The 19,225-nt window shown below is 43.2% G+C and carries 17 protein-coding genes and 1 other annotated feature; of the genes, 13 read left to right on the top strand and 4 right to left on the bottom strand.

The genetic code is table 11. The features are described 5' to 3' along the window. Positions 1-50: 50 nt before the first annotated feature. The 3 genes from MHH89_RS09125 (at position 51) to MHH89_RS09115 (ending at position 3,446) form a co-directional block, all read left to right on the top strand. A complete protein-coding gene (locus tag MHH89_RS09125) occupies positions 51-704 on the top strand; it encodes a Crp/Fnr family transcriptional regulator (protein ID WP_341086894.1) in 654 nt (217 codons plus the stop codon). Positions 705-842: 138 nt separating this feature from the next. Continuing rightward, positions 843-1,655: a DNA alkylation repair protein gene (locus MHH89_RS09120; protein WP_076309750.1), complete on the top strand. Its 813-nt coding sequence runs from the start codon at positions 843-845 to the stop codon at positions 1,653-1,655. A gap of 240 nt (positions 1,656-1,895) precedes the next feature. Continuing rightward, positions 1,896-3,446, top strand: coding sequence for an acetamidase/formamidase family protein (locus MHH89_RS09115; RefSeq protein WP_256717477.1), 1,551 nt, complete (start codon positions 1,896-1,898; stop codon positions 3,444-3,446). A 77-nt stretch (positions 3,447-3,523) separates the two neighbouring features. Here the strand turns inward: MHH89_RS09115 and MHH89_RS09110 are convergent, their stop codons facing one another. Further along, positions 3,524-3,970, bottom strand: a complete 447-nt coding sequence (locus MHH89_RS09110) for an Lrp/AsnC family transcriptional regulator (RefSeq protein WP_038571749.1) — start codon at positions 3,968-3,970, stop codon at positions 3,524-3,526. 152 nt (positions 3,971-4,122) lie between these two features. Then, positions 4,123-4,353, top strand: a binding site (T-box leader). Between the two features lie 187 nt (positions 4,354-4,540). Here MHH89_RS09110 and tyrS point away from each other — a divergent pair. The 3 genes from tyrS (at position 4,541) to MHH89_RS09095 (ending at position 7,748) form a co-directional block, all read left to right on the top strand. Further along, complete coding sequence (gene tyrS, locus MHH89_RS09105; protein WP_076129736.1) at positions 4,541-5,800, top strand: tyrosine--tRNA ligase; 1,260 nt, start codon at positions 4,541-4,543, stop codon at positions 5,798-5,800. Positions 5,801-6,005: 205 nt separating this feature from the next. Next, on the top strand, positions 6,006-6,293 hold the full coding sequence (locus tag MHH89_RS09100; protein WP_042189061.1) for a hypothetical protein: 288 nt from the start codon (positions 6,006-6,008) through the stop codon (positions 6,291-6,293). A 219-nt stretch (positions 6,294-6,512) separates the two neighbouring features. Continuing rightward, complete coding sequence (locus MHH89_RS09095; RefSeq protein ID WP_076309751.1) at positions 6,513-7,748, top strand: anaerobic sulfatase maturase; 1,236 nt, start codon at positions 6,513-6,515, stop codon at positions 7,746-7,748. A 73-nt stretch (positions 7,749-7,821) separates the two neighbouring features. On the opposite strand, the gene MHH89_RS09090 is transcribed toward MHH89_RS09095, so the two are convergent. Beyond that, entirely contained in the window at positions 7,822-9,021 is a 1,200-nt protein-coding gene (locus tag MHH89_RS09090; protein ID WP_076129734.1) for an ROK family protein, read from the bottom strand. Positions 9,022-9,207: 186 nt separating this feature from the next. Between MHH89_RS09090 and MHH89_RS09085 the strand changes: the two genes are divergently transcribed. From MHH89_RS09085 to MHH89_RS09065, 5 genes are all read left to right on the top strand, one after another. Continuing rightward, the gene (locus MHH89_RS09085) at positions 9,208-9,870 is read left to right on the top strand and encodes a chromate transporter (protein ID WP_254848924.1); all 663 of its coding nucleotides are present in this window, start codon (positions 9,208-9,210) and stop codon (positions 9,868-9,870) included. Positions 9,871-9,881: 11 nt separating this feature from the next. After that, positions 9,882-10,415: a chromate transporter gene (locus MHH89_RS09080; RefSeq protein WP_076280220.1), complete on the top strand. Its 534-nt coding sequence runs from the start codon at positions 9,882-9,884 to the stop codon at positions 10,413-10,415. Between the two features lie 35 nt (positions 10,416-10,450). Continuing rightward, complete coding sequence (locus MHH89_RS09075; protein WP_341086892.1) at positions 10,451-11,428, top strand: formylglycine-generating enzyme family protein; 978 nt, start codon at positions 10,451-10,453, stop codon at positions 11,426-11,428. Positions 11,429-11,467: 39 nt separating this feature from the next. Next, complete coding sequence (locus MHH89_RS09070) at positions 11,468-12,301, top strand: helix-turn-helix domain-containing protein (protein WP_076305392.1); 834 nt, start codon at positions 11,468-11,470, stop codon at positions 12,299-12,301. Between the two features lie 106 nt (positions 12,302-12,407). Beyond that, positions 12,408-13,796: a sulfatase gene (locus MHH89_RS09065; RefSeq protein ID WP_341086891.1), complete on the top strand. Its 1,389-nt coding sequence runs from the start codon at positions 12,408-12,410 to the stop codon at positions 13,794-13,796. Between the two features lie 81 nt (positions 13,797-13,877). Here MHH89_RS09065 and MHH89_RS09060 read toward each other — a convergent pair whose 3' ends face one another. Together MHH89_RS09060 and MHH89_RS09055 are read right to left on the bottom strand one after the other, a co-directional pair. Continuing rightward, the gene (locus tag MHH89_RS09060) at positions 13,878-15,656 is read right to left on the bottom strand and encodes a cache domain-containing sensor histidine kinase (protein ID WP_341086889.1); all 1,779 of its coding nucleotides are present in this window, start codon (positions 15,654-15,656) and stop codon (positions 13,878-13,880) included. Further along, positions 15,643-17,082, bottom strand: a complete 1,440-nt coding sequence (locus MHH89_RS09055; protein WP_076182358.1) for a response regulator — start codon at positions 17,080-17,082, stop codon at positions 15,643-15,645. The genes MHH89_RS09060 and MHH89_RS09055 overlap by 14 nt, the downstream gene beginning before the upstream one ends. Before the next feature lie 249 nt (positions 17,083-17,331). On the opposite strand from MHH89_RS09055, the gene MHH89_RS09050 reads away from it, so the two are divergent. Then, entirely contained in the window at positions 17,332-18,300 is a 969-nt protein-coding gene (locus MHH89_RS09050) for an ABC transporter permease (protein ID WP_076129727.1), read from the top strand. 24 nt (positions 18,301-18,324) lie between these two features. Next, a complete protein-coding gene (locus MHH89_RS09045; RefSeq protein ID WP_076129726.1) occupies positions 18,325-19,224 on the top strand; it encodes a carbohydrate ABC transporter permease in 900 nt (299 codons plus the stop codon). Position 19,225 lies beyond the last annotated feature (1 nt).

Below are 19,225 nucleotides of genomic sequence, written 5' to 3'. Positions count from 1 at the left end.
TTTTGTAAGGTATACTGAAGAAATGAATAGCGTTTTATACAGGAGGGGCAATGGAAAAAAATCATTATTTATCTCAATTCAATTTGCTTCAATCGTTAGGACTGGAAGATCTTATTGAAATGGAAGAATTAACGCGAATAACAGTAGTCCCCAAAAATACATATATCCAAACACCGTCAACCTTTTCTGAAGGACTGTTTTTTGTGAAAAAAGGAAAGGTTCGCTTATACCAATTAAACGCAAACGGTAAGCAATTTACATCGGATATCCTCAGTGAGGGTAATGTTTTTGGTGAAATGGGTATGATTTCTTTTGGAACGAAGGAACATTATATTGAAACGATTGAGGAAAGCCATATCTGCACAATTGATCCTGCAAGGTTTGAAGAATTCATCTCTCACCGGCCTAGGTTTATGATGTCATTATTGCAAGTATTGAGCGACCGCATAAAAAGTATGAGTCAGTTAACTCAAAATCTAGCCATCGGAAATCTGCATGATAAAATATTGTGCGTTCTTTTAAAGCTAGCGGATCAGCATGGGGTTGAGCATAAGGATAATTGTTACAAAATTAATGTTCCTCTATCGCATCAAGAAATCGCTAATTTAATTGGAGCCAGCAGAGAAGCTGTAACAGTGGCATTGCAAGAATTGGTGAAAGCGGAGGTTATTCAGACAGGGTTCAGAACTATCTATATCCAGTGAGACAAGATTTTGGAAAGAAATATAACATAGATATCGAGTTGTAAACGAGATTACAGCTTCATTTTTAGAAACAACGGTATCCTAGCTATGACATGAAGGTGATTTAAGCTTTCAAATCATAGTGAAGGGACGATTTCCATGGAACACAGGAAGGGCGCTCGGAGGGTTACTGAAATCCCCGTTGAGATTGTAGAACTGCTGAATAAAGGATATTTACAGAGCGTGAATTTAACGGAATGGCTTGCTGTGGATCATCTTGTCTTGTTGGAAAATGTACTGAATGAGCTAGGTTTTGAACAGGAAGCTAAACCAATTTTACAAAGGCTGAATGCGTTATCGGAAAAGAAAATCATGAAGCTCATCCCGGTGATTTCACGTGAGTGGCAGCTTCTATTTGACTGTAAATCAGAGCTGGAACGTTCCCGGCTATTTGCTGTGTTAGCTCATCATAAATCCGATAGTGTTCGCTGCTGGGCTGCTTATATCGTGGGCCAGAATCATCAATGGAGTCTAGTTCAAAAACTAACAGCAATCCGTCCTTTTGCAGCGGATGGTCATTTTGGGGTGCGTGAGATTTCATGGATGGCTTTAAGGGAATCAGTCATTGCCGAGCTGGATGCTTCCATTGAATTATTAAAGGCTTGGGTTCATGATCAGGACGCAAATATTAGGAGATTTGCGATCGAATTGACGCGTCCACATGGGATATGGGCAAAGCATATTACAGCACTCAAAGAAAATCCAGCGATTGCCCTTCCGCTATTAGAACCGCTTAACTCTGATCCGGCAAAATACGTTCAGGATTCTGTAAGCAATTGGTTAAATGATGCTAGCAAAAGCCATCCGGCATGGGTACAGCAAATTTGTGATGAATGGTTGAACCTATCAGGTACCAAGGAAACAAAGCGGATTGTAACCCGGGCAACAAGAAGTATTACTGATCAAAAATAAAATTAGTGCATTACTTTAGACTGGATAATCCAACGCCAAACACTATGAGCTAATAAGTGTTGGCGTTTTTTTATTGTGGAGTTAACTTGGATAATTCAAGAGAAAGACTCCTTCGTGTTTATTATTTAAACCGAAATTCATGAAAATATTTATATTGTTAATCCTTAAGTCATCTGTTATACTCAGAAACACCAAATGTTATAAAAACTAACACTTATTAAAGGAATGGAGGATTTTCGTATGAAAAAACAAATAATTCGTAATGTAGGTGTCACGTTATCCCTATTTTTAGGGGCGAATTCGTTATCTTGTGTTATGTATGCTAACACAACAAACGATGCGTATAAACCAAAAACCCATGTTCTGAAGGCGAATTCGGAGACTGTTCGATGGGGGAATATAGGTAAGGGAGATCCAGCTCTAACTGTGCATTCGGGAGACATCGTAACGGTTGAGGCCATTACACATCACTCTGGTGATGATTACGAGCGGATGATTAAAGGAGATGCGGGAGTAGAGGATATTTTCCACTGGATTGAGGGGGAGAAGAACGAAGCGCTCCGCGGGCCAGGCGTACATATTATGACTGGTCCCATCGCTGTTGAAGGTGCTGAACCAGGAGATGTGCTGGAAGTTAAGATTCTGGACATGAAGCTGAGACCAAATGGGAATGACCAATACGCTGGCAAAACATATGGCGTGAATGCCGCAGCGAACTGGGGTTATCTATATGGAGATATGGTGGAGGAGCCGAAAAAGCGTGAGGTAGTAACCATCTACGAGATGGATACGGAGGGTGGAACAGATTATGCAACAGCTGTATATAACTACAAATGGTCTGTGCAAACCGATCCAGATGGTCAAGTGCACCCGACAATTGACTACCCGGGTGTTATCGTTGACCATAATACGATTGATAAAAACTTCGATGTGCTAAAAGGTGTGAAAATTCCGGTTCGTCTCCACTTTGGTACAATGGGTGTGGCGCCGAAAGAAGCGGATGTTGTTGACTCCGTTCCACCTTCTTACAACGGCGGTAATGTAGATGATTGGCGGATTACCGAAGGTGCAACAATGTATTATCCTGTATCCGTAGCTGGTGCACTACTGTCGATCGGTGACCCGCATGCCGGTCAAGGCGATTCGGAGATTAACGGAACTGCGATCGAGACATCGGTCACTGGGGATATACAAGTCATTCTTCATAAAAAAGCATCGCTTAACAACAAGCTGAAAGGTTTAAACTTCCCATTACTTGAAAATGAGAACGAGTGGGTTGTGCATGGATTCAGCTACGCCAATTATTTGGAGGAGCTGGGGGCTAGTGCTCAGACGGATATCTTCAAAAACTCGTCCATCGACAAAGCGATGAAGGATGCCGCTCATAAAACAAAAGATTTTTTAATGGCTGGAATGGAATTGAGCGAAGATGAAGCATACTCTCTGATGTCTGTGTCAGCTGATTTTGGAATTACACAAGTGGTGGATGGAAACTGGGGCGTACACGCCTTAATTGATAAAGGTCAATTCGGCGATTCCGAGCGCAAGCCCGTGGTTTTACGGAGCAGCTTTGAGAACTTTGGAGCAAAGGTTGGCTGGCAGCCAGCCACTAAGACAGTTACGCTAAGCTACAATGGCAATGTTCTGGAGATGAAGGTTGGAGCGACAACGGGGATTTACAACGGAGAGACAGTGAAGCTTGCAGCCCCAATAAGTGTTGTGAACGGGAAGATCGTGGTCAGCGAATATTTCGTGAACTTTTATAAAGCTAAGCTGGCTAAGACAGAGTAGGACGAAATAGCAATTATTCGATAATCCTAAAAAAATCCATATGAGAAAAGAACCGTTTTTATAGGCGGTTCTTTTTCTTATATATTCAATCCGTCCTGATTTTTGTGGCGTTTTAATAAGATTTGGTTTTCTACACGTACCAGTCCATCCAGACAGTAGATTGATTCATGCATAAACCGTTCCATCTCTTCAAGATTCTCTACCAAGATGTGAATATGCAGAATACATGGTCCCGTCATTTCGTATAATACAGCTACGCGTTCGTTTTCCTTTAATACATCGACGATATGATTTAAATGAGCAGGTTCTACTTCAAGTTCCAGGTAGGCGGAGATTTTCTTTCCTAGCTTTTCAGCACTGATGACAATCGAGAACTGTTCAATAATCCCTTGATTGACTAGCCGATCAATACGATCTTTCACCGCGACACTTGATAAACTGACTTCTTTAGCTAGATCAGTATAGGAAATTCTGCTGTTTTGGGCCAGCCGCATCAAAATATGGTTATCGATAGGATCTAACATGCGGATTCGTTCACCTCTTTTTTCGTAATTGTATCAGAAAAAAAGTGGAAATGCCTAGTAGCGCTTTACAGTAGAAGTGTGTGACGGCATTCTCTCCTGAAGATAGTTGACATAAAAGAATTATTTCACTATACTGGCTGTAATCTTATATACGATATACGTTGAAGGAGCCCAGTAGTAACTTAGTCCCTGTTTCAGAAAGCCGGGGGTTGATGAAACCCGGTACACACTAAGCTTGCGAATTACACTTTGGAGTATCTCGGGTAATACCGAGCGGAATGGCGAACGATATCTCGTCAAGAGTGGTATCAATGGTATGCTTGAGCATAAGCGTTTCATGGGTGCAATCTGGGTGGTAACACGGTTATTCAATCGTCCCTATGTCTACAATAGACAAGGGGACGATTTTTTTTGTTTTTAAATATAAGGATTTATAGGGTTCACTTCATCAATACTCCTTATATTTCTCGCTGAAACGGTCCCGTCCTAATCAGGAGGGCGAACCGTTTCCGCTTGGCGGACTGATGTTTCATTTATAGGATAACTACTAATTTTGAGGGGTGTAAGGCAATGAATATTATCGACGAACTAGAATGGCGCGATGCCATCAATCAACAAACAGATGCCGAAGGGCTTAGAGAACTGACCAATCAAAAATCGGTATCCCTGTACTGCGGTGTAGATCCAACAGGTGACAGTATGCATATTGGCCACTTGATTCCATTCATGGTGCTCAAAAGATTTCAACTGGCAGGACATCGTCCGGTGATTCTTATTGGTGGGGCTACGGGAACGATTGGTGATCCAAGTGGACGTCAATCCGAACGCTCTTTGCAAACGCTGGAGCAAATCCAAGCCAACGTTGACGCACTTACAGCACAGATGAAAAAACTGTTCGTGACTGATGGCGACAATCAAATCCGCATGGTGAACAACTACGATTGGACGCATAAAATCAATGTTATCGAATTTTTGCGTGACTATGGTAAAAACTTCAGCATCAATTCGATGCTTGCCAAGGATGTTGTAGCGAGCAGATTGGACAGTGGAATTTCCTTTACGGAATTCTCCTACCAAATCCTGCAATCCCTGGACTATCTGCACCTGTTCCAGCATGAAGATGTGCAGCTGCAAATCGGTGGTTCTGACCAATGGGGGAACATCACAAGTGGCTTAGATCTGATCCGTAAAAAAGAAGGTTCTGAGGCGGTAGCATTCGGACTTACCATCCCGCTTATGCTGAAAGCCGATGGTACAAAATTCGGTAAAACAGCTGGCGGAGCCATTTGGCTGGATCCGAACAAAACGACAGCTTTTGAATTCTACCAGTTCTGGGCGAATACAGATGACCGTGATGTTGTGAAATACCTCAAGTACTTTACATTCCTCTCTAAAGAACAAATTGATGCACTTGCAGAAAAGGTGCAGACCGAACCGCATAAACGTGAAGCGCAAATAACACTGGCTGAAGAAATGACCAGATTCGTGCATGGTGAGGAATTGCTGGAGCAGGCTAAACGTATTACTGCCGCTCTGTTCAGTGGAGATATTAAATCTCTGACCGCTGACGAGATCGAGCAAGGCTTCAAGGAAATGCCGACCTACGAAACGACATTGGAGTCCAAAAATATTGTGGAGTGGCTGGTAGATCTAGGAATTGAGCCATCCAAACGTCAAGCGCGTGAAGACATCACCAAAGGCGCAATTTCCATGAACGGTGAAAAAGTTAGCGATGTAGCATTTGAAGTTACAGCCAGCGAAGCCATCGGCGGACGTTTTATCATTATCCGTAAGGGTAAGAAAAACTACAGCCTGGTGAAATTGTCCTAATAATAAGAAGCCTTCCTTATGAATAAGGAAGGTTTTTTGTTGTATTTTAAGTATAGAGGCCGACTATTTGCATATTAAGTGAAATTTGAAAGGTGAAATCGTCAAAATTATGGTAAGCTTAGGATTCGTGTGATTTATGGATTAACATGATATTCTACAACTATAACAGAAAATTAGGAGTGGTAATTTGAGAAGACAAAAACCAATGACCATGGAAGAATTAATGAATGAGTTACAAGGACAGAAAACGTATCAAGAAGATCCCAATCACATCTCTTTCGAGAAATTGTTTAATGAAGCGTTTATGAGTAAGTATTCCAATTACAAAAGTTTCGATGAGTTTGTAACCAAAGGGAACTTTCAAGTAAAGACAGAAGAAGATGTTGCTGACATACCTGATGAACTGTTTGATCGTCATGTTGTTAGGGAGACGAAGTTTGCGGATTGGAAATCCATGTTAGAAACAGCAAATAAAGAATACGTCCGTAATTAATAAGACTAGTCTCTAACTACCGTTAGACTCATCCACAAAGAAACTGCACACCCTTATTGCTTTGTCCCAACGGACAATGGGGAGTGCAGTTTTTTTGTGCCCAGTTATTTGACCAGCTATGATGTTTTACTCATCGTTGACTTGCAGATCTATGATTTAATTGAACAAATAGGAATTAGGTTTTACAAAGATAGTATTACATAGGAGGGGCAGAATCGTATGACTGCATGTATACAAACCTCTAAGCAGAAGACCCTTCATGTCATGTGGAAAACCGTCTCAGAGGATTGTAATCTAGCCTGTGATTATTGCTATTACAGTACTGCCGGGGGACATCCTCAGCAACCGATCCGAGTGATGGATACGGAGCTTCTGGAGCGATTTATCGCTCAGTACATGAAAAGATCATCAGGGATAGCGACTTTCTCTTGGCAGGGTGGGGAGCCATTATTGGCCGGACTTCCGTATTTTGAACAAGTGATTTCATTTCAAGCTAAGTACGCTCCGCCTCATACGATGATCAGTAATGCACTGCAGACCAATGGAACGCTTATCCATGAGAAATGGGCGAAATTTTTTAAACGGTATAACTTTTTGGTCGGGATTAGTCTGGATGGCCCAGAGCCTATTCATGATGCTCATCGTGTAACGGGTTCGGGGAAAGGCAGTTACGATCTAGTTATGCGTGGGATTCGTCATTTACAGAATGAGGGTGTGGAGTATAGTATTCTGACAGTGATTCAAGAAGATAACGTGACGAAACCAGATGAGTTGATGGCATTTTACCAAGAACATAAATTTCCTAATATTCAGTTTATCCCCTGCATGGATTTTGTTTCTCAGAAAAGTGATGTAGCGGGACGTTTCCGAATTACACCCGAACAATACGGAGTCTTTTTATGCCGTACATTTGACCTTTGGTACAATGAGGGGTACCCAGAGCTTCCTATTCGTATTTTTGAGAATATGCTTCTTGTATTCATGCATCGTGAGGCAGAGTTATGCGTTCACAACTCATGTTGCCCGAAGATGATGGTGCTTGAAACGAACGGGGATGCCTACCCTTGCGATTTCTTTATCGATGAAGAGCATAGGCTAGGAAATATCGGCCAAACTGACCTGGAAGCGCTGCTAACCAGCCCAGTATATGATGATTTTTTGTTAATGAAGCCCAATATGAATGAATCATGCTATAAGTGTGAGTACCTTAGCTTTTGCAATGGGGGATGTCCGCGCAACCGGAATTGGCTTGATGTTAATGATCGGACTGAGGTTGATTATTTCTGCCACAGCTACAAAATGTTCTACTCATACGCCTATGAACGCATGTTATTACTGGCGAACCGACTTAGATCGGAGCGGATGCTGGAGTACAGGAAAAGTGCAAAACCACTTCCGGGTCGAAATGATCCATGTTTCTGCGGAAGCGGGAAGAAATTCAAAAATTGCTGTTAGGCATTATAAGCTTTGACTACAGAAGGTTGTCCCAACAGTCATGCAAAGGATTGGGAACAACCTTTTTGTTATGCTATAGAACCATATGATTTCTCACCATTATTGCCGCACCCGTCACCACAGCTTCTTCTTTTAATATACCTAGGGAGAAGTGAGGTTGGTATTCAGGATAACGGTAAGTGTTTCTCTGTGCCACCTCCACCGCTGTTTGGAAAAACAACTCGTGAGAGTGAATGAGTGCACCACCTAGAATGATGGTCTCTGGATGAAACAGGTTGATAACGTTGGCGAGCCCGATCCCGAAGAGGCTGGCAGCTTGGGTAAATAATTCACGCGCGTGTGGATTACCGTCTCTAAAGGCTTGTACCAATACATCATAAGTCAGCTTCTCAGGCGCCACTTTATATCTTTGGAGGATCAGATCGTTGTCCATTTTCGCCTCTGAGCGCGCACTTTGTTCTAGTGCCTGCACAGATACGAATGCTTCCAGAGCCCCGTAGTTCCCGTCATGATTTAATCGGGGTCCATCTGTCTGGATGATCATTTGACCAATTGCATCTTCCATATCCATTGTGCCATGAACAATACTTCCATGAGACATCATCGCATAGCGGAGTCCTGCTCCAGCATGTACATAAAGCATATGCTGAATGTTTGCGTGACGGATAGACCATCGTTCCCCAAGCAGTGCAGAATTGGCACCGTTGTCCAACCATGCCTTGAACCCCGTCCGTTCCTCTACCAGTTTGCAAATCGGCAGATTGTTCCAGCCTGAAGAAGGGAAGTGCAGCGGTTTTAGGATCAAGCCTTGTTCCCGATCAAGTGGCCCCACAGCCCCTATTCCTATCCCGATGATTTGACTGTCCACTAACTGATGGTCCCTAAGGAAAGCGCGTATTTGAATACTGATATGATCTATAAATCTTTCAGGTGTGAATGCCTGATCCATTCGCCAGTGAACTATTGATTTTGGGTTCATTTGCATATCAAATAAACCAAGGGAAGAATACACCCTGGAAATCTCTAAACCGATTATATAACCGTAGGAAGGATTGATCTGGTATAAAATAGGTCTTCTGCCTCCGCTAGATTCTCCAAATCCGCTTTCTATCAGCAAGCCTTCTTCCGTCATCTCATCTAATATCCGGGTCATTGTGCTTTTGGTAAGCGAAAATGTCTGTAAAAGATCCAACTTGGAAACAGTGCCTTGTTCGGCGATTCGGTCGTATAGGAGTTTTTTTGGTGATGGAATATGTGTCGAGCGCTTTTCCACGATATACCTCCAAGCTATATATAGGATGAACTTGTAAGATCGTTTTTTATATAGTTTGTATTTATTAACATGAATATAGTATAACTCATAAACCCTTGGTTGTATTTTACCGTTCAAAAAACTTAATTCCATTTTGGGAAAAAGTGATATAATGAAATTACGACAGATTATATAAGGGTGGATTCCATGAGAACAACTATGAAAACAAATATGATACCGAATACAGACCTGAGGATAAGTCTATTGTTTCAGTTGTTTTGGGTATTTGTTCGAATTGGTCCTGTAACCTTCGGGGGAGGTTATGCGATGATCCCTATGATCGAACGGGAAATTTCCGCTAAACGAAAATGGCTGGCTGAAGAGGAGATGGATGAAATTCTATCTTTAGCTGGTGCTGCACCTGGGGGTGTAGGTGTAAATGCAGCAGCATTCATTGGTTATCGTCTTGCTGGTGTGAAGGGTGCGATTGCTGCAATCGCAGGGATAACGATTCCGACCTTTATCATTGTTTGTTTGCTTAGCGCCGTATACTCCCAACTGGCAGACCAGCCAAAAGTCATTGCCGCTATGAAAGGGATAAATGGTGCTGTTATTGCCTTGATCCTAGTAGCTGCATATCGAATGGCCAAGAACGCTATAATTGACAAGACTACCGCTGTTACGGCGTTAGTTATACCGGTTGTTTTACTGGTTTTCGGAATTAATCCCATTTACGTGATTGCAATTGGTTTATGTATTGGGTTTGTATATCTGCAAATTAAACAGCTCTTAGGGCTCCAAGTTCGAACGGAGAAGGAGTCCTTGAAAGCTTCTGATGAAGAATCGAATTATCCGGAGTATTACATCTAGGGGGAAGCGATGTGATTTGGAGTTTGTTTTTCACTTTTATAAAAATTGGCTTTCTTTCTTTTGGAGGAGGGTACGCCATCATTCCGATGATTCAGCATGAAGCCATGGCTGGGGGGTGGTTATCCGAAGGGGAGTTCCAAGAGGTAGTTTCCATCGCAGGGATGTCACCCGGGCCTGTTGCAACGAACAGTGCAACCTTGATCGGATATCGTATAGCCGGAATCGAAGGAGCGATTGTGTCAACATTAGGCATGGTTCTGCCCTCATTTTTAATCATCATCGTTATTTCCGTCTTCTTTTATCGGGTGAGGGACAGTCAATGGATTAAAACGTTATTTTATGGTTTGCGGCCAGTGATTACAGGCTTGATTGCCTATGCTGCGATTCGTTTTGGCTTAAATAGCGTGGAACATGCTTTTATTACTTGGCAGACCCTTGGCATGTTGATCATTGTATTCGCTGCACTTTATGGTTTAATGAAATATAAGCTGCATCCGCTCACCATTATCGTTGCTTCTGGCATTCTTGGGGTAGCTTTTTTTTAGACAGAGCCGGGACAATCCCAGATTGGAGGTAAATCATGTCAGAGAACATACGGGCTTGTTGTTCAGCTAGTCGAAATCAAGTCGCGAAACAAGAATCTATTGATGTTTGTAAGGAGAACACAACGGTTCAAGGAGTAACAGGGGATAAAGATTTCTCGGACATGATCCTTATCCCTGGAGGCACTTTTCTTATGGGGACGGATGATAAGGAAGGGTTCCCTGCAGATGGAGAAGGGCCGACTAGGAAGGTTACCTTATCTTCCTTTTTGATGGATGCAACGGCGGTTACGAACAAGCAGTTTGCTGCTTTTATCAAGGAAACAAACTATGTTACAGATGCGGAACGATTTGGATGGTCTTACGTGTTTCATTCTTTTGTTTCCATGGAGACTGGGAAAAAGGTGACCCAAGTAGCCACTCAAACCCCCTGGTGGTGGGTGGTGGAGGGAGCGGATTGGTGTCATCCTGAAGGTCCGGATTCCCATGTAGATGAACGACTTGATCATCCGGCTATTCACCTATCATGGCATGATGCGGATGCATATTGTCGCTGGGCTGGTAAACGTCTGCCTACGGAAGCGGAGTGGGAGTATGCCGCACGAGGAGGACTGGTTCAGAAACGGTATCCTTGGGGGGACGAATTAAAACCAGGCGGAGAGCATCGCTGTAATGTATGGCAGGGAAAGTTTCCCGATAAAAATCATGCCAGCGATGGATTTGCAGGTACCGCACCTGTAAATTCCTATCTGCCTAACGGCTATGGTCTTTATAATATGTCAGGAAACGTGTGGGAATGGTGCGCGGATTGGTTTACTAAGGATTATCATTTATCTTCCGAAGCCGTGAATCCGAAAGGTCCAATAAGTGGTGTCGCAAGATCAATGCGCGGAGGATCGTATTTGTGCCATAAATCTTACTGCAACCGTTATCGGGTGGCGGCTAGAAGCAAAAATACTCCAGACAGCTCTGCCGGAAATATTGGCTTTCGATGTGCGGCTGATTATACAGGTTAGAGCACTTTTACGACTACTACATAAGAAGGAGGAACTTCCTTGTCCTCTATCATCCATAGTCAGTTTGACATCAGCGTGCTGGACGTCCTAAAGATTCAATATCAGAAGCGGATCCTGTTCGATTACGTCCAGTCTTGTTATACCGTCTCTTATATCCAAAAAGGTGAGGTATTGACGACATCCTCCGAAGGAGAATATGTTGCTTCTGCCGGAGATGTGATGATCCACCGTCCTAACGAGCCTTTTAATGTGATCTCCAAAACGGATGGCATACATTATCTGTTTAATATTAACGCTAAAGTTAAAGACGGAGATGACTTCTTTAAGTTATTCCCTCTAGGCAAGGTGATTCGGGTCCGGGATCGAAGCGAATATGAGCGAAGATTTGACGAATTGCGGAGCCTGTGGTTGCAGGAGGAAGATGATTTCAGGAATGTTCAGGTCGGTTCATTGGCATTTTTTCTTCTTTATGAAATTATGGAGAGTACCAAGCTTGGCGGGCGCCGCTCTTCACGAGATCCCTTTATCACGGACCGCTTTAACGAAGCGTTGCAATATATGGAGGAGAGGCTTGATCAGGAGATTAGTAGAGAGGAGCTTTCCAAGCTCTATCATATGAATCCTGTTTATTTTAGCCGGGCATTTCAGAAAATATATAAACTGACACCCATGCAAATGCTGCGAAAATTGCGGCTGCAGCAAGCTAAACAAATGCTGGAATATACGGATTATACAATCGAGCATATCTCCCAGAGATGTGGTTATTATGATGCTTCACACTTCAGCAAGGTATTTCGTGGCGAATACGGCAAGGGGCCGGCAGAGTACCGGAAAAGTATCGAATTTACAAAAACAAACATCGCTGCTCCATAGCGGAGTTTTCCATATTCATTTACTCTTATAAGCATGAGCAGATCATTCTAAGCTGCCCGAATCGAGCGTAACCATTTCGATGAAAAGGAAAGGCAGGGAATAACTCATGAGAATCTTGTATTTGGATTTGGATTCGCTTCGCCCGGACCATCTGGGATGTTATGGCTATCATCGGAATACCTCCCCGAATATCGATTCAATCGCTAAAGAAGGTGTCACCTTTACCAACTACTATTGTTCAGATGCTCCTTGCCTGCCGTCTCGTTCCGCCTTAATGTCGGGGCGATTTGGCATTCATAATGGGATTGTAGGGCATGGCGGAACCGCTGCTGATATGCGTAGAGAAGGAGCCAAACGTGAATTCAATGACCGTCTGGGGATGGAGAGCCTTCCGGCTATATTAAGGCAAGCGGCGATGAAAACCGCATCGATCAGCACCTTCTCCGAACGACACTCGGCGTGGACCTTTAACGCCGGGTTCCAAGAAGTGTTTAATGTTGGTGGCAGAGGGCATGAGACGGCAGAGCAGGTGCTTCCAGTGGCACTTAAATGGATTGAGGATAACGGGGAGTCCGAAAATTGGTTTCTGCACCTGAATTTCTGGGATCCGCATACACCTTATCGTACACCCGAGAGCTACGGTAATCCGTTCGAGAAGGAGCCTTTACCCGATTGGATCACGGAAGAAGTGTTTGAGCTTCACCGAAATAAGAAGGGGCAGCATAGTATTGAAGATATGAATGCGCTCGCGAAATCGCATTATCAGCAGCATTTCAGGCATCAGCAGGAGATAGAGAACCGTGATGACCTGCGTGTTATCTTTGACAACTATGATGCTGGAGTTAAGTATCTGGACGAGCATCTCGGGAAAGTTTTTTCTAAGCTGAGAGAACTTGGCGTGATGGAAGATACGGCTATCTTGATCTCTGCGGATCATGGAGAGAGTCTGGGTGAACTAGGAATTTACTCCGAACATGGCACAGCAGACGAGGCGACTTGCCGTATTCCGATGATTGTTCGCTGGCCAGGGGGCAAGAAGGGAATCGTGGAGGAGGGGCTACATTATCACCTTGATCTAGGACCTACATTAGCGAGCCTTTTGAATTTGAAAGCGGCTGCTTCTTGGGATGGTGAAAGTTATGCAGGTGCTATTTTGGAGGGGAATTTGGGAGGGCGTGAGTATCTCGTAATCTCACAATGCGCGCATGTGTGTCAACGCAGCGTCCGGTTTGCGGATTGGTTATATATACGTACCTATCATGACGGACACCATGGATTCCCGCAAGAAATGCTGTTTGATTTGAAGCATGATCCTTATGAACAACATAATCTTGCCGAAGTACGTAAAGACGTTTGTATGGAGGCTGTCTATCTGTTGAATGAATGGCATGATCATATGATGGGCTCCATGGATTGTGATATCGATCCATTATGGACGGTACTTATGGAAGGTGGACCCTACCATGCCAAAGAGTATCTGAGCGCATCCTTATAGGATGCTTAATAATATCCTAATAAATGCGGCGAATGAAAGACATATGAAAGGGAGGTTGCCCTGAATGGGCAACCTCCCTATTTATGTTCTCGCTTTTTGTGGATCTATTAAAGATCCGGGAAGCCTCAAAACGGTCTTCGTCCCGCTACCCTCCTTACTGTACAGCAGAACGCCGCAAGGATCGCCATACTTAAGATTTAGACGATTATTGACATTTAGGAGACCGATATGATCTCCTGATTCTATATTCTTACCAGCCAGCAACTCCGTAAGTTGTTCCAGTCTTGTCGTATCGATACCTACACCATTATCTTCAACCACGATTTCAAGCAGCCCCGCTTCGTTTTTCTCTACGGAGATCAGCAGAATTCCTTGTCCTTGTGCCTCAAGCCCATGACCAAGCGCATTTTCAACAATAGGTTGAAGGATCATTTTAGGCACGGGAATGTGTAGCCATTCCTGTGGACAGAACAGCTTGTAAGTAAATTTGTCCGGGAAACGGCCTTGGTAAATCCTCACACAAGATTCCGCGATTTTCAGCTCTTCCCCAAGAGTTACCTCCTCTTTGCCTTTGATGCTGTACTTGAGCATTGTGCTTAAGGCGGTAGTCATCTCGAAGATATCCCGATTTCCTTTTACGATCGCAACGCCCTTGATTGTATCTAAAGTATTGCTTAAGAAATGCGGATTAATTTGACTTTGTAAATACGAATATTCCGCCCGCTGCTTTTCCAGATCGGTCAGATAAAGTTGAGTTGAAGCATCGATTAATTGGTCCGTCAAATCGTGGATTCGTGTGGTCATATCGTTGAACTGTCGAGAGATGATTTCAATCTCAGCATAGCCCTTTAAATCGACCTTGTTGTTCAATATCCCCAGACTTCCACCCTTTAATTGATTCATATAGCGCATAAGCCTAGACAACGGTCTTAAGAGATTCATCATAAGTACAGAATAGGGAATAGAGACGACCAGCAAGATTAAGGCTAGAAGAGCATAGCTGACCTTCTTCAATTTCTCCAGTTCTTTCATTAAATTATGGACAGGAACAGCAGTTATGATTTTTCCAGAGATCTCCGGTAAGCTAAAGGACTGAATTGCATATTTCTTTCCATGAACCGTCTCGACGATGGACTCTCCATCCCTTCCAGTTGCCCGAGTTTGAAACTGCTGGAGCATATCCTCCGGCTCATTGCTATTAGAGTAGATCATGCCTTTATCATCCATCATAAAAAAGCTGGTTCCGACCAATCGGGGATACTCAGAAATTTCAGTTTGAATGGCTTTCATATCTACAATAACTGCGAGATAGCCAATTTTTTCACCATATAGGGACGTGTCACCTGAAGCGAAGATGTTCATCCCGAAAAGCAGTTTTCTCTTGTCGATGACTTTGTCTGGAGGACTGTATCCGCGATAATGAACGATTCCATCCTCCTCAGCTGTTTTCATAAGATCGATAGCATATTTTGTTCTTCCTGCTAAGGAAATACGTGTGTTTGAGCTACCGATAACAATAATATCTAAGATATCCGTGTTCATATTTCGGGCGATGCTCAACAATCCTTCAACTTTTTGGGATAGATCGTAGACTCGAAGCTTATCATTCTCGACTAGGAACTTTTGGACGGTCGAATCGTAACCCACATTCATCATCATGGAAGAGACGTTGGCATAGTTGTCAGAAATCCGTTGTTTGAGGAGGGAGACTAGCTCCGTATTGTATTGCGTATTTTGATTAATGATAGTCTCGCTTGATAGTTGGTAGACTCGTGAAACGATGATTGGGATAATGGCAACAATAAATAACCCGAATAGCAAAACCTGAGTACGGATGGATAGTCTCTTAAATGTCTTCATTGTTTTGTTCCCTATATTGTGTAGGTGTCATTTTGAGATGCCGCTTAAAAATTCGTGTGAAATAGAAATAATCCTGAAAACCGCATTTCTCACCGATTTGGTAAATGGAAAGGTTGGTTTCGATTAGCATTTTACAGGCGTATTCAATTCGTAAACGACTGATATGTTCGATGATGGTCTCGCCGACCTCTTTTTTGAATAATTGGCATAAGTAATTTGGGCTTAAAAAAAACTGATTGGCTAATTGCTGGATCGAAATTTCTTGATTGAAATGGTTGCGGATGTATAACATGATTTCTTTGACTTTGTGGTTTGAGATTCGTGAAATATCAGATTCGTTTCTGTTCATAAAAATATCAAGTGTCATAAGAATCAGATCATCAATCATAGCTTCAGCCGTGCCGTACCGATAATAGAGCTGTTCATATCCTTCAAAAAAACGGCCGCTAACCCGAGTCCCTTCCCGAGGAAATAAGTAGAGGATCGATGTATAGAGCAAATAGGCTTCTTTAATGGTGAACGTTCCCTCTTTGAATAATTTCTTTATCGATTCCATGGCTGCTATGAAACCGAGCCGGTCTTTATTATGAAGAATCCGGGAAATCTCTTTGAGCTTCTCGTCGATCGGTATTTCCTGTTGTGGATTCACCCGGTAACATCCGGGCATCCCCGTTGTGAACATACTGAAAGCAGCATGAGAGGCGGACTCTAAAGACGCATCCAATTGGTGTATATCCGAAATAGGAGGACCGATCCCGACTCCGCACTCTTGTACAACTTCTGTTTGTTTAAACCCCTGGAGGAAGACTTCGTATTGGCACTCTTCCAATAAGTAACCATACCGACGGCGGCTCATTGGGAAGACCAGGGAAGAGAACTGCCTGACATCTACAGGTGAACTTAACCCTTGGATAACAATGGGGATATGAGGGGTATCTTTCGACAAGGGTATTTTCTTCTCATCCAACCATAAGTTAATTCGTTCAAGATCTCCGGAACAAACCGCTTCATAAAGTTCGAAGTCGTGGATAGGTTGTTCTTTAACTGTCTTGGAATCGTGTTGCTGGGCTATTCGGTTGAGCATTCCTTCAATTTCTTCGATTTCAAAGGGTTTGAGACAATATCCGAAAGTACCATAATTCATTGCTTTTTGTGCATAAGCGAACTCGGCATGTCCGCTGAGTACGATAAAGATCGTATCCGGCGCGATGGCCTTGCCACGTTGAATGAGCTCTAGTCCATTCATAACAGGCATCTTGATATCTGTTAGAACAAGGGTGGGGCGAAGCGATTGAATTAATTGAAGGGCTTCTTGCCCGTTTTCGGCATCGTCGATCACTTCAAAGCCGTATTTCTTCCAATTCACTCCTGCTTTAATTCCTTCTACAATCCACTTCTCATCATCTGCAATAATTACTGAACGCATAAGTGAATCCCCCTCTCTTTATAGAGCTCTTAGATTTATCCTAGCGATTGTGGACCAAGGGGGGTATGGACGATCTTACGCTCACTATGTCCGATATTACGTGCCACAGGAAGGTCTCCCGCAAAGGTGTGAAAAATCCACATGATCGGAGTTGTATTCTCTATACAAGAGAATTTACACTCCCGATATAATTTACCATATAAATCGCTTACAAGCATAACAAACTCATACAGAAAGGTGGGGAGAAGATTGGCTGATTCTGTAACCGCTCGTACGCCTAAACGAAGCTTAAAAACTCGTGCTCCAAAGCAAAGTTTAGGAAAAACGATTTTACAGTACAAGTATTTTTACCTCATGGTTCTACCGGTGTTAATCTGGTATGCCCTCTTCAGCTATGCTCCCATGTACGGTGTAACGCTAGCGTTCAAAACATTTAATTACAGTGAGGGGATTCTGGGAAGTCCTTGGGTTGGGTTGGAGAATTTTCAAACGCTGCTGACCGACCCCGATTTTCGCAAGGCGTTTTGGAATACGGTCATTATCAGCTTGATGAAGCTGGTCACTCATTTCCCGATGCCCATTATCCTGGCGATTGTTTTATATGAGTTTTCCAGGACAAAAATGAAGCGGTTTTTTCAGACGATCCTGACGTTCCCGCATTTTATATCGTGGGTTGTACTGTCGGGGATTATTATCAATATTTTAAGCAAGGACGGGATTTATAACCAGATCATCATGCTGTTTGGTGGAGATCCGAATTCTCCTCTTGTCGATGAAAGTGCATTCAGACCCGTTCTGTATATCACGCATGTGTGGCGAGAGATCGGTTGGGATTCAATCATTTACCTGGCGGCTCTGGCAGGGATCAATCCTGAGCTGTTTGAAGCGGCTGAAGTGGACGGAGCGAACCGGTTTCGCCGTTTGCTAAACATCGCATGGCCGGGTTTGAAGAGTACAGTCGCAGTTCTGTTAATCCTTCAAGTTGGACAACTACTAACCCAAGGTTCGAGCTTCGAGCAAATTTTCAACCTGTATAGTTCGCCGGTATATTCGGTTGCCGACACGATCGATACTTACATTTATCGGACTTCCTTCACGATTGGAGGAGACTTTGGATATATGACCGCCGTGGGTGTCGTCAAGTCCATTATCAGCCTAATCCTTTTATGGGCGGCCAATACGTTCGCTAAGAAGATGGGCGAGGAAGGGCTGTATTAATCTGCAGGAAAAGGGGAGAAGCAAGTGACCGACACAACGGTTAAAAAGAGAAAAAAGTGGAGTGTCTTCGATATCGTCGCATTCGTGGTTCTGGGGCTCCTAGCAATAGTAACATTTTTTCCTTTCTATAATGTTCTTATTATCTCTGTGGCAAAGTTCGAAGCGATTAGTAAAAGTGACTTTTATATTTTTCCGCTTTCGTTTGACCTGTCCGCTTACAAGCTTTTGCTTCAGGATATGAAGTTTTGGACTTCCATCTTTAATTCTGTCATCGTAACTGTGGTTGGCGTGTTGTTCAGTATGACAATCTCTGTGGCGGGAGCTTACGCATTATCCAAGCGGGGTATGCCCGGCAGAAACATAATGCTCAGCTTGATCTTGTTCACTATGTTTTTCAATGGCGGTTTAATTCCTTTTTACTTAGTCGTTAAGGATCTAGGATTCGTAAACAATATACTCGTCATGATCATCCCCGCGGGTCTCAATACGTTTTATCTAATCATTATGAAAAACTATTTCAATACCATTCCAGAAAGCTTGGAAGAATCGGCTAAGCTGGACGGGGCGAATGATCTGTACATTCTTTTCAAAATCATTATTCCGATCTCTGCTCCATTCATGGCGACTTTTGCTTTGTTCTATGCTGTGGAAAGATGGAATGAATGGTGGTATGCGCTGATTTTTATCAGTGACGCTGCAAAAGCACCACTTCAGATTTATCTGCGGGAGACACTCATTACTTCGAATTCCTTGCTAAGCCAAATGGCACAAACGATGGCCGAGCAGGAGCAGACGGGGAAGGTCTACACACCTGCACTTCAAATGGCAGCGATTGTAGTTTCGAGTATTCCGATTATTGTTGTTTATCCGTTCCTGCAGAAGCATTTTAATAAAGGGATTATGGTGGGTTCAATAAAAGGATAAG

The organism is Paenibacillus sp. FSL H7-0323 (assembly GCF_038002725.1).
In the GTDB taxonomy this organism is placed as follows: domain Bacteria; phylum Bacillota; class Bacilli; order Paenibacillales; family Paenibacillaceae; genus Paenibacillus_AQ; species Paenibacillus_AQ odorifer.
The sequence above is the reverse complement of the archived record's forward strand: the minus strand, read 5'-3'. Positions and strand labels throughout refer to the sequence as shown.

What these genes read in the sequence shown, in the direction of transcription:
- MHH89_RS09100 (WP_042189061.1), top strand. Translation starts at nt 6,006, where the DNA reads ATGACCATGGAAGAATTAATGAATGAGTTACAAGGACAGAAAACGTAT.
- MHH89_RS09075 (WP_341086892.1), top strand. Translation starts at nt 10,451, where the DNA reads ATGTCAGAGAACATACGGGCTTGTTGTTCAGCTAGTCGAAATCAAGTC.
- MHH89_RS09060 (WP_341086889.1), bottom strand. Translation starts at nt 15,656, where the DNA reads ATGAAGACATTTAAGAGACTATCCATCCGTACTCAGGTTTTGCTATTC.
- MHH89_RS09110 (WP_038571749.1), bottom strand. Translation starts at nt 3,970, where the DNA reads ATGTTAGATCCTATCGATAACCATATTTTGATGCGGCTGGCCCAAAAC.
- MHH89_RS09125 (WP_341086894.1), top strand. Translation starts at nt 51, where the DNA reads ATGGAAAAAAATCATTATTTATCTCAATTCAATTTGCTTCAATCGTTA.
- MHH89_RS09085 (WP_254848924.1), top strand. Translation starts at nt 9,208, where the DNA reads ATGAGAACAACTATGAAAACAAATATGATACCGAATACAGACCTGAGG.
- MHH89_RS09095 (WP_076309751.1), top strand. Translation starts at nt 6,513, where the DNA reads ATGACTGCATGTATACAAACCTCTAAGCAGAAGACCCTTCATGTCATG.
- MHH89_RS09055 (WP_076182358.1), bottom strand. Translation starts at nt 17,082, where the DNA reads ATGCGTTCAGTAATTATTGCAGATGATGAGAAGTGGATTGTAGAAGGA.
- tyrS (WP_076129736.1), top strand. Translation starts at nt 4,541, where the DNA reads ATGAATATTATCGACGAACTAGAATGGCGCGATGCCATCAATCAACAA.
- MHH89_RS09120 (WP_076309750.1), top strand. Translation starts at nt 843, where the DNA reads ATGGAACACAGGAAGGGCGCTCGGAGGGTTACTGAAATCCCCGTTGAG.
- MHH89_RS09065 (WP_341086891.1), top strand. Translation starts at nt 12,408, where the DNA reads ATGAGAATCTTGTATTTGGATTTGGATTCGCTTCGCCCGGACCATCTG.
- MHH89_RS09115 (WP_256717477.1), top strand. Translation starts at nt 1,896, where the DNA reads ATGAAAAAACAAATAATTCGTAATGTAGGTGTCACGTTATCCCTATTT.